Source organism: Dyadobacter sp. HNCC25DJ184, from assembly GCF_056895215.1.
On the sequence record NZ_JBXHAQ010000002.1, the window covers coordinates 471,923 to 486,661 of the forward strand.

At 42.6% G+C, this 14,739-nt stretch carries 17 protein-coding genes and 1 pseudogene; 12 read left to right on the forward strand and 6 right to left on the reverse strand.

All coding sequences use genetic code 11. The features are described 5' to 3' along the window. Positions 1-239 precede the first annotated feature (239 nt). Both AC1XUD_RS04855 and AC1XUD_RS04860 read left to right on the forward strand, forming a co-directional pair. A complete protein-coding gene (locus AC1XUD_RS04855) occupies positions 240-983 on the forward strand; it encodes a DUF3667 domain-containing protein (protein WP_483359835.1) in 744 nt (247 codons plus the stop codon). A 124-nt stretch (positions 984-1,107) separates the two neighbouring features. Further along, the gene (locus tag AC1XUD_RS04860; protein WP_483359836.1) at positions 1,108-1,833 is read left to right on the forward strand and encodes an NUDIX hydrolase; all 726 of its coding nucleotides are present in this window, start codon (positions 1,108-1,110) and stop codon (positions 1,831-1,833) included. 3 nt (positions 1,834-1,836) lie between these two features. Here AC1XUD_RS04860 and AC1XUD_RS04865 read toward each other — a convergent pair whose 3' ends face one another. From AC1XUD_RS04865 to AC1XUD_RS04885, 5 genes are all read right to left on the reverse strand, one after another. Further along, the gene (locus AC1XUD_RS04865) at positions 1,837-2,697 is read right to left on the reverse strand and encodes a sugar phosphate isomerase/epimerase family protein (protein ID WP_483359837.1); all 861 of its coding nucleotides are present in this window, start codon (positions 2,695-2,697) and stop codon (positions 1,837-1,839) included. Between the two features lie 359 nt (positions 2,698-3,056). After that, positions 3,057-3,590, reverse strand: coding sequence for a DUF2911 domain-containing protein (locus tag AC1XUD_RS04870; RefSeq protein ID WP_483359838.1), 534 nt, complete (start codon positions 3,588-3,590; stop codon positions 3,057-3,059). Between the two features lie 234 nt (positions 3,591-3,824). After that, positions 3,825-4,382, reverse strand: a complete 558-nt coding sequence (locus tag AC1XUD_RS04875; protein WP_483359839.1) for a carboxymuconolactone decarboxylase family protein — start codon at positions 4,380-4,382, stop codon at positions 3,825-3,827. A 23-nt stretch (positions 4,383-4,405) separates the two neighbouring features. Further along, positions 4,406-5,470: a cobalamin-independent methionine synthase II family protein gene (locus AC1XUD_RS04880; RefSeq protein ID WP_483359840.1), complete on the reverse strand. Its 1,065-nt coding sequence runs from the start codon at positions 5,468-5,470 to the stop codon at positions 4,406-4,408. A gap of 148 nt (positions 5,471-5,618) precedes the next feature. After that, positions 5,619-6,155 carry a hypothetical protein gene (locus tag AC1XUD_RS04885; RefSeq protein WP_483359841.1) on the reverse strand — a complete coding sequence of 179 codons (537 nt, stop codon included), beginning with the start codon at positions 6,153-6,155 and terminating at the stop codon, positions 5,619-5,621. A gap of 180 nt (positions 6,156-6,335) precedes the next feature. On the opposite strand from AC1XUD_RS04885, the gene AC1XUD_RS04890 reads away from it, so the two are divergent. The 10 genes and pseudogenes from AC1XUD_RS04890 to AC1XUD_RS04935 all read left to right on the forward strand — a co-directional run bounded on the left by AC1XUD_RS04890 (position 6,336) and on the right by AC1XUD_RS04935 (position 13,058). Then, positions 6,336-7,853, forward strand: coding sequence for an arylsulfatase (locus tag AC1XUD_RS04890; protein WP_483359842.1), 1,518 nt, complete (start codon positions 6,336-6,338; stop codon positions 7,851-7,853). Positions 7,854-7,925: 72 nt separating this feature from the next. Beyond that, positions 7,926-8,639 (forward strand): endonuclease/exonuclease/phosphatase family protein, encoded by a 714-nt coding sequence (locus AC1XUD_RS04895; RefSeq protein WP_483359843.1) that lies wholly within the window; start codon positions 7,926-7,928, stop codon positions 8,637-8,639. Positions 8,640-8,801: 162 nt separating this feature from the next. Further along, a pseudogene (locus AC1XUD_RS04900) lies at positions 8,802-8,909 on the forward strand (YdeI/OmpD-associated family protein); the annotation flags it as partial. A 276-nt stretch (positions 8,910-9,185) separates the two neighbouring features. After that, positions 9,186-9,509 (forward strand): ArsR/SmtB family transcription factor, encoded by a 324-nt coding sequence (locus tag AC1XUD_RS04905; protein ID WP_483359844.1) that lies wholly within the window; start codon positions 9,186-9,188, stop codon positions 9,507-9,509. Positions 9,510-9,515: 6 nt separating this feature from the next. Further along, positions 9,516-9,983 (forward strand): SRPBCC family protein, encoded by a 468-nt coding sequence (locus tag AC1XUD_RS04910; RefSeq protein WP_483359845.1) that lies wholly within the window; start codon positions 9,516-9,518, stop codon positions 9,981-9,983. Positions 9,984-10,126: 143 nt separating this feature from the next. Beyond that, entirely contained in the window at positions 10,127-10,537 is a 411-nt protein-coding gene (locus tag AC1XUD_RS04915) for a DoxX family protein (RefSeq protein ID WP_483359846.1), read from the forward strand. A gap of 104 nt (positions 10,538-10,641) precedes the next feature. After that, the gene (locus AC1XUD_RS04920) at positions 10,642-11,307 is read left to right on the forward strand and encodes a DNA alkylation repair protein (RefSeq protein WP_483359847.1); all 666 of its coding nucleotides are present in this window, start codon (positions 10,642-10,644) and stop codon (positions 11,305-11,307) included. Between the two features lie 6 nt (positions 11,308-11,313). Then, a complete protein-coding gene (locus tag AC1XUD_RS04925) occupies positions 11,314-11,892 on the forward strand; it encodes a YdeI/OmpD-associated family protein (protein WP_483359900.1) in 579 nt (192 codons plus the stop codon). A gap of 382 nt (positions 11,893-12,274) precedes the next feature. Further along, entirely contained in the window at positions 12,275-12,841 is a 567-nt protein-coding gene (locus AC1XUD_RS04930; RefSeq protein WP_483359848.1) for a DUF4256 domain-containing protein, read from the forward strand. A gap of 10 nt (positions 12,842-12,851) precedes the next feature. Continuing rightward, the gene (locus AC1XUD_RS04935) at positions 12,852-13,058 is read left to right on the forward strand and encodes a VOC family protein (RefSeq protein ID WP_483359849.1); all 207 of its coding nucleotides are present in this window, start codon (positions 12,852-12,854) and stop codon (positions 13,056-13,058) included. Between the two features lie 501 nt (positions 13,059-13,559). On the opposite strand, the gene AC1XUD_RS04940 is transcribed toward AC1XUD_RS04935, so the two are convergent. Beyond that, on the reverse strand, positions 13,560-14,672 hold the full coding sequence (locus tag AC1XUD_RS04940; RefSeq protein ID WP_483359850.1) for a lipase family protein: 1,113 nt from the start codon (positions 14,670-14,672) through the stop codon (positions 13,560-13,562). Positions 14,673-14,739: the final 67 nt, after the last annotated feature.

Consider the following 14,739-nt stretch of genomic DNA (forward strand, 5'->3'; position numbering starts at 1 on the left):
TTCATATGAATAACAATGCTTAACATGATAAAGCAAAGCTATTATATTTTTATTTATTGTCTTAAAATTAGACAATAAATATTTTTCTATTATAAATTTGTATAGTACTAGTTGATCAAAATGATATATTACATAAATTTTATTCAAACGCAGAATTGGGGGAGTTCAACAAGGAGTTACGCAGCATATTAAACTCCACGTTGAACCCCATTACCTCTGCGTTTAGCACCACCAGACATATGACAACTTGTAAAAACTGCGATCAGCCTTTCGAGGGTAAGTTTTGTAATAACTGTGGGCAGACTGCCGATACCCATCGGGTGACCATGCATTTTATCTGGCATGAGCTGCAACACAGCCTTTTTCATGTGGATCATGGCATCTTTTATACCATGCAGCAATTGCTGACCAGACCGGGATATATGATCCGGGAATTTCTGGAGGGAAAGCGTGTGAGGCATTTCAAACCGATGATGCTGGTCGTAGTTTTGGCCACCATTTATGGGCTACTTTTCCATTACTTTATGGAGGATGTATTTGACATAGATCCTATACATTCAAAAGATGGTCTTGTAAGTGCATATCAGAAAATGCTGACCTGGGTAACCGGACACCTTGCATATGCTTCTTTGCTACTGATTGCGGTGAATACGATTTCCTCCTATTTAGTATTCAAAAAACAGGGTTTCAATTTCGCAGAACACCTTGTCCTGAATACTTATGCGATGGGATTGGTTCTGATAGGCCAAATTGTGTTGTTCCCGGTATTATATATATATAGTCACTCAGACACAGGCCCGATGTATGCGTTGATATCCCAAACTGTCCAGCTGGCCTTATTTTATTGGTGTTATGCTCAATTTTTCAATGATCTGCCAAAAGTAAAATCATTGTTACTGACAATCTTATCGTTTTTAATGTTCTCAGCTGTCAGTATTGTGGTTGGATATCTCTTTGGAGCAATAATGGGAGCTTTGTCATAAAATTGACAATGCAAGTGGCTAAACCGGCTTATTTAGCCCTTTATAAACCACTTGAAAAGATTTGAAGTACCTATTTTTACGGTCTAATATTCCTAAACACCCGGCGTCGGGCTCAAAATAACGTATGTATAATCCAACGGAGCAGAATTATATTCAACAACTTTCGATTGACTGTGTCATCTTCGGGTACCATGATAAGCAACTAAAAGTGTTGGTGCCTAAACTCAGTTTTAAGGGAGACTTTTGGGCGCTACCCAGCGGATTTATTTCTCAAAAAGAAGGTATTGACGAGGCGGCTGACCGAATATTAAAGCACAGAACCGGCATCAAAGAGATATACCTGGAACAATTTCACACCTTCGGAAATGCTGGTCGTAACAATGCAGTTTTCCTAAAACGCCTGATCGAGCTCAATCCGGAGTCATTCGGCGAAAAGAAGAATTATAAAAAGGAATATGATTGGTTTACGAAAAGGTTTGTGTCGATCGGGTATTATGCCGTGGTTGATATCAACAAAGTGATTCCGGAAAAGATTGATCTTGACGAGTCCATCGAATGGTATGATATCAAAAACCTGCCTGTGATGATCATGGATCATAAAGAAATGGTAGAAAAGGCACTGGAAAAGCTTCGGCTGGATCTTGATAAGAAATTGACTGCTTTTAATCTACTCCCTGAAACATTCACGATGCGCGAAGTTCAGGAGTTGTATGAGACGATTTATGACAAACCTTTTGCCCGGAACAACTTCCAGAAAATGATATTGGACCTTGATGTACTGGAACGGTTGGAAAAGAAATTCACCGGTGCAGCCAACAAGGCCCCTTATTTGTATCGGTTTCGAAGATAAAACCTATTTTTTCAGCGTTTTCAGGTATGCCATCGTTTGGGGCACCTGCGTTGCATAACTTGGGCTTTCGTCTTCGATATAGTAATGCTCGATTGCTGATTTTTTGGCCGCTTTCAGGATCGCGGGAATATCCAGCTGACCAGTTCCCAACGCCACGTCGTTCGTTACCGGAGTACCGCCAGACAAATTACCCTCCACGCCTTTGCGTAGATCTTTCATGTGCATTAACTTGTAGCGGGTCGGATATTTGGTCAGCAAACCGGCAGGGTCACCGCCTGGAAAAAACGCCCATAGTATATCCAGTTCAAAACTCACATATTTAGGATCTGTTTTCTGGATGATATAGTCAAGCAGCGTTCCGTCTTCATATTTTTCAAACTCATAGCCGTGGTTGTGATAGCAGAAAGTCAGCCCGAACTCGTCTTTCAAACGTTTTCCAAAAGTGTTGAAATCAGCAATAGTCTGATCGGCCATTTCCTTCGTAAAAGCACCTTTGTGAGGAATCCATGCGACTCTGACAAACTTCGCGCCCAATGCTTTGGCGTTTTGGCCCACTTCCTGGCTTTTCTTCAAAGCGTCGTCATAACTTACTCCAAATGAAGAGCAATGCATTCCACGTTCGTCCAACAATTTACGCAGGTCGGCGGCTGTCTTTCCAAATAAACTCGAGAATTCCATATCCTTGATACCCAATCCTTTCAGCGTATCCAGCGTAGCGGCGGCATCTTTTGAAAAACTGGAACGATAGGTATATGAAACCATCCCCGGCGTTTCGGGAAAAAGCATTTTCCCTTTTTGAGCTAATAATGGCATGCTTGCAACGGACGAAACTACGGCAGCAAGTATCAGTTGTTTAATTTTCATTTATGTTTTCAGTTGAATTGGATTGCTAATTTATTCATTGCGACTAAGACTCGAAGGCTTGAAGAAGGTAGTTTTTGGATTGAATCTTATGTCTCATGCGATTTAGTACTGTTATACATGTGTTCGGTGTTACGACGGTAAAATGTGGTATCCTCCCTTATCACACGGGTAGTTTTTGAACGCAATATCATTCAGTACTGAATAAACAACGAAAATTCCGGGTCATAAAATAAGGCTGTTCAATCGAGGATATACTTGATATTCCGTTGAACAGCCTTTCTGGTGAACGGCTCGCGTCTTCCTAATAGTTCAAAAGCCCCGTGGAGACACGTGCTCTTGGTTATTTCTCAACAATTCTTCTATTTAATTGAAATAGGCACTGCAACAGTATCCCATTTCAGCGTAACGCCTTTGCCAGTTACGTCATAAACCAGTTTTTCGCTCATCGCTGATTTAGAAGGTTTTGCTGAAACCGTCAGTACATCTTTTGCCGGATCGCGATTGGCTACGCCGCCTTGTTTGACACCCCACTGGCCTGTTTCCGAATTGAAAATAAACTTCCATTCCTTTTCGTCCGGAATAGCGAAGAAGCTGTATTTGCCAGCTGCAAGTGTTTGTCCTTCTACTTTAATATCCTTATCGGTCTCAAATATCGTTGCCTCGTTTGCGCCGGCACGCCAAACTTTGCCATATGGAGCGAGCTTACCAGCAGGATCCCAAACATTTCGCCCCTTAACTGACGGGCTTCCATAATTGACTGTTATAGTGGCCGCACCAACTTTACCAGTGGCTGTTGCCGGCGGACTTGGCCGGCTGGCCTTGTCACCCTGTGCCCAGCTCGATAATGAACATAACACGCCAACCATCATCAAAAACAATACTCTGGTTTTCATCGCTTTTCTCATTTTCTTAAAGATCAATAATTAGTTGAAAAAATTAAAACTCGTATTCTGTTGATCAATTACTAAGTTTCGTCTTTGAAACACATATACCCACCGATTAAGTCAACATAATCTTTTAATTGTTCAAAGATCGTGCCGAAAGCAGTACCAACTTAGTCGTTCGGGTCAAAAACGGATTTATAATCCAAAAAAAGGCATTTCTTAAACGAACCGATAAGCCTTCATTTAATACTTTCCGTCCGGTAATGAAGCACTATATCCGTTTTCGATCACTTTTTTTGCACGGTTACGGAATATCTCCGGGTCGGTTGGCGCAGTCGTTGCCAGCCCGTCAACATACCGATTGAACATACAGAAAGCAGCAGCAATGAGTACCGTATCATGGATATCCCGATCCTCCGCTCCATTTGCTTTTGCCCTTTCAATTTGCTCCGGCGTCACATATTTTCCCCCTTTCTGAACACTCCCGGCTATCGCAAGAAGAGATTTCATTTTTTCTGACAGGGACGTGGCTTCAAAGTCAGACTTAACATCCTTTACAAACGACCAATCATCATCTCCATAATATGCGCTCGCAACGGCGCCGTGAATGGTTTGACAGAAATAACAATCATTTTGAGACGATACATATGTCGCTATAAGCTCCCGTTCACCGCGAGTCAATCCTTCGTCTGACTGCATAAGCGCGTTGGCCAACAGGTTCATCGGAGCGGCAGTATGTGGGCTAAACAACATGGGTCCAAGTATACCGGGAATCCCTTCTTCCAATTTAATATGAGGCATTTCTATTACTTTTTTGGTTGTAATTACTTGATTTTTGTCTCGGCCAGGTTGGTTCCCTGTATCCTGGATCGTATTTTGGCAAACGCAATTTCCCTGGCCGTTGAGGTATCATCGGCAAACGGAGAAAAGCCACAATCGTCTGTCGAACCTAATTGCGAAACCGGAATATATTCAGAAGCCTGGACGAGTATATCACTTACTTCTTCCGGTGTTTCAATTCTTGGATTCAGCACGTCAATCACTCCTAAAAACACTTTTTGGTCCGGCTTGATATTCTCCTTAATTGATTCCAGAACGGTTTTTTTATCCTTTTCCCCCGCAAATTCAAGGTAGAAATTTCCTGCATGTAATTGAAAAAACAATGGCAGCAGTTCTGAATAAGGTATATCGGCACTATGCGTCGAATCGTGATCTCCTCCCGGGCATGTGTGTACTCCAATTCTGCTTTTTTCCTGAGCTGAAAAGCGATCCAGCACCTGATTATTGAGGTCGATAAATTGCTTCAATAATCCCCGGCTTGGATCCAGTTTCAACGCCAGACGCGCTTCGGTGAAGTCGATCTGAACATTATACGCCCCACCTTCCAAGCACTGGCGGATATCTGCTTCTGCCTGGTTGAGCAAATCGTTGATAAATTGCTCCTGCGAATATCCCGGAATACCCTCAGCCGGATATAGCAAGCTCATGGCCGAGGCTGATATAACAGCTTGCTTGACAGGCAATTTGGTATACTTGCGTGCTTGAAGCAAATAGTCAGCCGCAAAATGCTGATATCTGAAAGGACCGGAAGTCAATTTCGGCAACTGTCTGGTATGCCCGTCCGCAAAAGGAATCACCACTCCCCCACCAGCTATCAGCGGCGATCCATGAACAGGATAAGTGGCGAAGCTGGGTTTGCTCTGTTCGCCGTCCGATATAACAGGCGACCCGGTGGCTTCCAGCTCGGCTATGGTTTCCCTTGTTGCTTGTTCAAATAATTGACCTAAATCTGCTTGAGAAATCTCGTCTTTTTGAAAAGCCTGCATCGCTTTCTGCAAATACACAGGCCGGGGAATGCTCCCTATTGGTTCAGTTGGAATAAAAGTCATGTTTGAGAATTTTTTGAATTTTAGTTAAATGCATTTACGGTATTATCAATTACGTGTTGATAGGAAAGGGATATTACCCATACCAGTGAACGTCGTAAAACTCTGCCATGATCTCGGCTTGAGAGTCAGGCAATCATCGCATTTAAAACTAAACAGCCTTTGGCGGTGGAGAAGGCAACTCGAAAAATTCTGATATTAAAGCGCATTGCAAATCCGCATATGAAGGTCTGCGAATACTTTCATATCCTGCTTTTATACAGTCAGAAGCTAGCGCATCTGTATTGAGATATACCTTTGTCAGATCACGCAATATCTTCATTGCCTGACTGATGGGTCGACTGGCCTTCTGATCAGAATGCACTTCCTGCATCATTTCCGACAACTCGGAAAAACGTTGCCACGCCGCAGCATTGGATTGTAAGACGACATATAAGGTATCGTCAGCCCGAACCTTCTCAATCACATTATATAGCTGATCTTCAAAACGATATAATCCATTTTCGACTTTATCTTCGTTAACCTTTCCATTGGACAGAGGCTCATATAACTTCAAAATCCTGATTTGGTTATATTGGACAGGCGCCGCCACTTCATATTCCCTTTCGAAGCAGAGCACAGTCAGTGAGAGCCCCAGCATATTGCAGAGCAAAAGCACCAGCATACATATACTTGCAAAGGCTTTCATCGAAAATCAAGTCAACTATCCTAAAAAACACTAAACTTGCGATATTTACTACATAGTTGAATTAAGGTTATATAAAGGTTTCGATGATATCAAATTCAACTCAAATAAAATCGATATATAATACTGATAGTCAGCCAGTTAACAAACACCTAATCCCTAAGAGCTACTAGCTTCAAAAAAATGAATATTAAATTTATTGCCAGTTATCAACTCTTTGCATCCTTTCTATTTTCGGCTGTATTGCCAGTATCCACAACTGCCCAGACAAAAGCCAAAACTGCCAAACTACCCAATATCATTTACATCTACGCCGATGACATGGGATATGGCGAACTCGGGTGTTATGGACAACAGAAAATCAGAACGCCAAACCTGGATAAAATGGCGAAAGAAGGGATGCTGTTCACTCAGCATTATACGAGTATGCCGGTCTGCGCTCCCGCAAGAGCCATGTTGATGACCGGAAAGCATGCCGGACACTCGGCAATCCGCGGGAATTTTGAATTGGGAACTTTTAAAGACGATGAAGAGCGCGGACAAAAGCCATTACCCGCAGAAGAATTTACGATTGCAGAATTGCTTAAACAAAAAGGATATGCAACCGCTATTACGGGCAAGTGGGGTTTGGGAATGGGCAATACCGAAGGTTCTCCCAACAAACAAGGTTTCGACTATGCATATGGATATTTAGACCAAAAACAGGCGCACAATTTCTACCCAAGCCACCTTTGGGAAAATGGTAAATGGGATACGCTGGCTCAACCCTGGATAGACGTTCACCGTAAACTGAATCCCGCAACGGCGACTGATACCGATTTTGATTATTTCAAAGGCAAGGATTATGCGCCCGAGCAAATGACTGAAAAAGCACTCGCTTTTATTGACAAGAACAAAAACGGACCGTTTTTCCTTTATATGCCGTACACGATTCCGCACGTATCGCTGCAGGTCCCGGATCAGTACGTTAAACAATATATTGGTCAGTTTGACGAGAAACCATATTATGGCGAAAACGGATATGCCTCTACCAAATACCCGCTTTCAACCTATGCCGCCATGATCACGTTTCTGGATTTGCAGGTGGGTATCGTGATAGACAAGATAAAGTCACTGGGACTGGATGACAACACGATCATTATGTTCAGCAGCGACAACGGCGCAACGTTTAACGGGGGCGTGAATGCCAAATTTTTCAACAGCTTAGACGGACTTCGCGGGCTAAAAATGGATGTATATGAAGGCGGAATTCGCGAACCTTTCATCGCCCGCTGGCCCGGAAAAATCAAATCAGGAACTACCACCGATCATATCTCCATTCAATATGACCTGATGGCAACGCTTGCCGAATTGACCGGGCAGAAAGTCGCGACGACCGACGGCATTTCTTTTCTACCAGAACTTTTGGGTAAAAAGCAACCGCAACATAAATACCTCTATTTTGAATATCCCGAAAAAGGTGGCCAATTGGCAATCAGAATGGGCGACTGGAAGGCGGTTAAAACAGACCTCAAAAAGAACCCATCCAACCCGTGGCAACTTTTCAACCTGAAAACCGACCGTAACGAAACCACCGATGTGGCTTCTGCACATCCTGAGATGCTAAAGGAGTTCGATGCCATATTAAAAAACGAGCATCAGGAACCTGATGTGCCGGCATGGCAATTTGTTGGGCCGGTGTTGGAGGGGTTGGCGAAGTGACTTTGATTTGAGCAATCTGATATGGATAAGCTCAAATCTATTCCATCCTGATGAGAACCTGTTTCCAGAAAAATGAAACTGATAACCTGGAATTGCCAAGGAGCATTTAGAAAAAAGGCAGATACCATCTTGGTGTTGCAACCAGATATATTGGTGATTCAGGAATGCGAACATCCTGACAAATTAATATTCAATTCAACAACCCCAAGACCAAAAGACTTTCTTTGGTTTGGAGATAACAAGCACAAGGGGCTTGGAATCTTTTCATATAGCGACTATAGATTTCGACTTCTGGATCATCATAACTCAGACCTTAAAATCATTACTCCCATTGCCGTAACGGGTGGTCCGATCAACTTTACACTTTTTGGTATTTGGGCAAATAATAAACACGACCCTGATGGTCAGTATATTGCACAAGTATGGAAGGCACTTGATCATTACGATCAGCTTTTAGGCGTGGGCCATACGATACTAACTGGTGATTTCAACAGCAATAAAATTTGGGATAAACCGCGTCGAAAGGCGAATCATTCGGCAGTCGTTCAACGGCTGGAAGAAAGAAATATTTACAGCGTTTATCACAAATTTCTGAATCAGGAACAAGGCAAAGAGACTCATCCAACTTTTTATCTTCACCGCAATCTTGCCAAACCATACCATCTTGATTACTGCTTTGCCTCAGCCCAGCTCTATGAAAAATTAAAAGATATAGAAATTGGAACATACGATCACTGGATAAATCATAGCGATCATATACCGTTAACGATCCACTTTGAATTGTAATCTTGACAATAAAATCACCGCGACCATGCCCCGACCTTCTTCCCAACCTCATTCGATTTCAGAGAATGGCTGGAAGAGCATCACCAGACTGAAAGTGAATTGTTAGTTGGTTTTTACAAGGTACGTAGCGGCAAGCCATCCATGACATAGACTCCTTCATACAAAAAGGTGATGATTCATTGGATCATGTCTGCAAAACAGGAAAAGACGAGGTTGTCGAGGATTCAAAAGACGATATTCCTCAGTGGAGAGGAAAAACGGATGGAGTGAAGGTCGGTTTAACCATTGCCCCATCGGCGCATTGTTTTAATGAGCTCTTTTCGGCAAGCTCAATGTCACAATCACCCTCCCATTGTGACAAGCATCTTCCTGTTTCCTATCCTTCTTGCTGTTCAAACAGACAATATCAAAAAGCACCCCTTCTTCCTCATTAACCGCTACCTAAAGCTCCAATTTCCTCAAAAAGGGTATTTTACAAAATAAAAAGGTACAAAAAGTTGCGCAGTCAAATAACTGCATTATATTTGCAGTCAAATAACTGCATAAATGGAAATTCGTAGAGATGTATTTCAGGCCATTGCCGACCCTACCCGGAGGGCGATATTGAGTTTAGTGGCACTGCAGGCGATGACGCCAGGTGCCATTGCCGAAAATTTTGGATCGTCGAGACAGACTATTTCGAAGCACATTCAGATACTAAGCGAATGTGAATTGCTCAATCAAACTCAAACAGGGCGGGAGATTTACTATCATTTCAACGCAAAAAAAATGAAAGAGGTAGCCGACTTCATAGAGCCATTCCGTAAGATGTGGGATGACAGATTTAATACTTTGGAAGAAATTATGAAGACTTATAAGCCAAAAAAATAACGCGATATGGAGTTAAAAACAAAGATTGATGCCGAAGACGGGAAACAGGATCTGGTGATTACCAGAGTTTTTGAACTTCCCTTGGATTTGCTCTTTAAAGCATATGCCGAGCCAGAGATTGTGGAGCAGTGGATGGGCACGAAAGTCCTGAAACTTGAAAATAGAAAGCATGGCGGATATCAATTCGAAACATCTGACTCACAGGGGAATGTGGTACTTCTTATGAATGGAACGATACATGAGTTTTCGGAAAACCGGAAAATCACCAGAACGTTTGAAATGGAAAACTCTCCATTCGACGTGCAACTCGAGTTTCTCGAATTCGAACCGGTTACGGACGACACTAGCAAACTCACAATGCACGTGGTATATCGCTCCATCGAACTCAGGGATCAGATGCTAAAACTGCCATTCAAACAGGGTATAAATATGGCACACAATCGTCTACAGCAAATTGTAAACAAATTGAAATAAAATTTTATTGCCACGGAGACACAAAGAATACATGGGTTAAATCTATCCAAAAATATGAAAAGAAAACCCCGTGCCTCCCTCTCTTTCTGGCAACGAAATTAGTGTCTTCGTGGCAATCAAACATAAATTAAACAAACAACATCATGACAAAAAGAGATAAGATTATCTATTGGATCGCCACAGGCTGGCTTTCACTAGGAATGGTTTCTACGGGAATTGTACAGTTGTTAAAAGTGAAAGAGGAAGCGGAAATGATGACTCGTTTGGGCTATCCGCTCTATTTTCTGACGATAATCGGTGTCTGGAAAATGCTGGGTGTTGTGGGAGTGTTAGTTCCAAAATTTCCTGTCGTAAAAGAATGGGCATATGCGGGTTTCTTTTTTGCAATGTCTGGAGCTGTTTTTTCTCACCTCGCCGCAGGCGATGGCGCCAAAGAATTTTTCGGCCCTGTTTTATTGATTATCCTGACTGTCGTATCTTGGTATTTCAGACCGGAGTCGCGTAGACCCGAGTCGCGTAGACCGGAGTCGCGTAGATCTCAGTTAAGTTTTTAGAACCATTTGACCCTTAATGACAAAACTTGACCAGAGCTAAAACGACCATTTCCTGACAAAACCTGACCAATATCCCATCTCCTGACAAAACCTGACTTTGTAATATGACGCTCACAGAAACACTTGCTCAGCTCAAGGCACTTTATAATGAAACGACATACACTCACAACCTGAAAAACGGTGTGGGTGAAAATCAGTATGGTGCCAAAATGGGTGATATCCGGGCTTTAGCCAAAAAAATAAAGATCAATCATGCGCTTGCATTGGAGCTTTGGGGTACTGAAAAAATGGAGGCACAACTTTTGGCAACATTAATCATCGATATCAAAAAGTTGTCAAATGAGGATATCAAACGATTGGTAAAATCTACAAAATTCACTCAGGTTGCTGATTGGTTTTATTCGTACGTGATTAAAATTTATGAGGATAAAGAATCGCTCCGGGGTGAATGGATGCAATCTGATGATGTGATGAGCGCTCGCGCTGGATGGAGCCTAACGAGTGGATGTATCGCCAGAAACCCGGAGCTTGTTGATATTCCGGCTATTTTGGACAGACTGGAATCAGAAATGGCTGATGCCGCTCCGGAAGTACAATGGACCATGAATTCGGCACTGGCAAATATTGGAATCAACCATCCCAAGTATCGAGACCGTGCCCTCGCGATCGGCGAAAAGTTAGGGATTTACAGAGATTATCCGGTTTCCAAAGGTTGCACTTCGCCCTTTGCACCAATATGGATTAACGAAATGGTGAGCAGACAAGGTTAAAATATGATGAATCCGAAAGTTGATTGGTACTTCGAAAAAACCGAAAAATGGCAGAAGGAAATCGAGAAATTGAGAAAAATCGTGCTTGAATGCGGACTACAGGAAGAACTGAAATGGGGCTGTCCCTGCTACACATTGCAGAAAAACAATATTGTCCTCATACATACCTTTAAAGAATACTGCGCATTGCTGTTTTTCAAAGGTGCCTTACTAAATAATAGTGAAGGCATTTTGATCCAGCAAACTGAAAATGTACAAGCCGCTCGTCAGATTCGTTTTACGAGATTACAAGAAATAATTGATAATGAGTCAATTGTGAAAGCCCATATATATGAGGCCATTGAAGTTGAAAAGGCGGGTTTGAAGGTCGAATTGAAAAAGACATCAGAATTCACTATTCCCGAAGAGTTTCAAATCAAGTTGGATGAAAACAGTTCATTGAAAACGGCCTTCGAAGCCTTGACTCCTGGTCGACAGAGAGCATATATCTTTCATTTTTCACAACCCAAACAATCCAAAACCCGTGAGGGCAGAGTTGAAAAGAATATCCCTAAAATTATGGATGGCTTGGGGTTGGATGATTGATCCAACAAATTTCAGGTAAAGTCGCCCAATAAGGCAGTTTTGTTTCGAACAACAATTTCGCATCAGGCAAAATGGAGATAAAAGGATTGAGGAAGCGGCGAAAATATCACCCCGTCGGTATTGTGATTACCTATGATTTGTATTTTCTATAGTAATTCCCGCCTTTCAGGCTTTTTTGCAATGAGGTAGTTGACAGATGAAAAGTTTTTTATTGGATTACAAAATCCTGAAGGAATGAAAAGATTACAGAAAGAAAAAGAAGAACTGCATATCAATCCCGAAAGGATGACCACGTTGATTTTCCTGAAAAATGCGACAAAACGTTCTTTGCGTGAACCATGAAAATATATAAATACACCTTTTCCAATAAATATCACACCAGATGAAAAGCGATAAAAAAGAACTGTCAAAAGAACAAAGCGAGGATTTATTGAAAACGCTGAAAACCCGTTTCGAGAAAAACATGAATCGTCATCACGGATTGGACTGGGAAAAAGTGCAAGCAAAGCTGGAAGCTAATTCTGCCAAACTATGGACACTCGATGAAATGGAAGTAACCGGTGGCGAACCGGATGTCGTTAACTTTGATCAAAAAACCGGTGAATATATATTTTATGACTGTTCTGCAGAAAGCCCAAAAGAGCGCAGAAGCCTTTGCTATGATCATGAAGCGCTGGAAAAAAGGAAGGAAAATAAACCTGCCAACAGTGCCGTCAATATGGCCTCAGATATGGGAATTGAGCTATTGACAGAAGAACAATACCGTGCTCTGCAACAACTGGGGAAGTTTGATACTAAAACGTCCAGCTGGATTGTAACAACTCCGAATGTCCGGAAATTGGGCGGTGCGCTGTTCTGCGACCGTCGTTATGACACTGTGTTTTTATACCATAACGGCGCCGATTCATACTACGCTGCCAGAGGTTTTCGCGGATCATTAAGGGTCTAGATTTGTCGCTATGAAACTCATCCCGCTTTTCAAATGCAGCGATATGAAAGCCGCTGTCCACTTCTATACAGGCATTCTCGATTTTGAACTGAAATGGCCGGAAGAAGTCGATGAGGGCGTGGTGGATCTTATCAAGGCGGATATCCAAATCCAATTGACCGTGTTGAGCGGGAGTCGCTATATGGCTCGGTTTGCAATATTTGGGTGGATGATTTAGATGCGCTTTTCAACAAATTCCTCTCCCGCGGATTGGACATTACCGGGAGAGAGGAATCACCCGTGCATCAGGGACCGTTAAACCAGACCTGGGGCACAAGAGAATTTTATGTTACGGATAAGGATGGCAACACTTTGAGATTTATGCAAGCATCGTAATCCTTATCGTGGTTTGTCAGAATCAAAAACTTACTCCAAAATTTCCTGGCAAATTCTCTCCCGTTCCTAAATCGTGCAAATCCAGTGAATGCGCAGCACCTATTCCGGCAAATTTGATACCGTCTGCTTAAAAGTTCGGCAAGTTATGATCCACCGTTCAGATCCGGCTGGCCGAGAGGGTTAGAGGAGCTGGAATCAGAACGATATTTATTCAATGCTCACGGTACGCTTTATTAGGTAACCTTTGAAGCAGGTATGTCCACAATGCGGCCGGTTACCACCCACAAAAACAAATCCAGGGCCGAGAGCACATATTTCGGCGATTTTACCCGCACTTGTTTCTTCAAAGCTTCTCCGTCAAAAACAAATAGGGCTTTGGTAAATGATGCTGCCAAATATCCGGGTTGTCCGGCGCGTTGCTGAAGAGCTTGAAATATTCATCCGTTGCATATAGCACAATTGTGTTACCAGCTCTTACATAATAATTGCTGTTGTAATACACTGGCGGAGTGTACCCCGGAATTTGCTTGGCAACAGATTTTGATACCATGTTGCCCAGAAATTTCTGATAGTTTTTTCTCGCTTTTTCGCTTGGCTTACTCATCTTGTTATAGACATGCTTCAGCGCGATATTCTTTGGAAACTTCTGTTTTTTGATCATCGCCTTTGCATTACGGAATGGATTTACCGACGTAAAATCATCCACCGTCTGAACTGTGAAAGGAACATCGGGAACCCAATCGGCTGAGTTGACCACGTTATATGCCCAGCCATCTCTGGTCATGTTTTCGTAATCATATGCGTAATACAGGTTGCCTGGTTTCGGCCCTGCGCTGCAATAGGTTTTGAAACGGATATCAGCGGGTAGTTTGTTCGCTGCCTTCAAGCTTTCGAGATATGAATTCATCATAAATGTTATCCCGGCCCCCTGGCTGTGTCCGGTCAGGATGAAATCTTTAATACCCGCTTTATAACACGAATCAATCTTCTGCTCCACCGTTCGGGACAGGAAAGCCATAGCCACAAACCAGCCCACATGTACCGCTGCGTTCGGATTGTTGGCCAGTTGATAGGTGAATTTAAAATCCTTTTCGAGCTGCATTTCACCCGTTGCGGGGATCATCGCCGCATACAAATTCGCGAGAAAACTGGCACCCGTCGGAATACTTCCCTGGATCGCAATCAGCGCCACTGGTTTCTCTTTATGTACCCACAAGTCCCATATATTATCGAACGCAACAACGGGAGAACGATACACAAATTTAAAATCCTTGGGATCAGGAACTGCACTATTTTCCGCCCATTTATTGACTGCGATATGCGCCTTCTGATTGATCTTCAGCGTTTCCAGATATTCATTTTTGTCGAAACCGGGCTTTAAAAGCTGTGCAAAAACAGTTTGAGATCCAAAACACGCGATCATCAAAAAAAGGAGGATTTGGGATTTGCAGGACATAAGCAGACGCTGAGTTGAGTTTAATAGTGATGTCGGGTACTAACAAATATAGGTATCTCTCTGATCG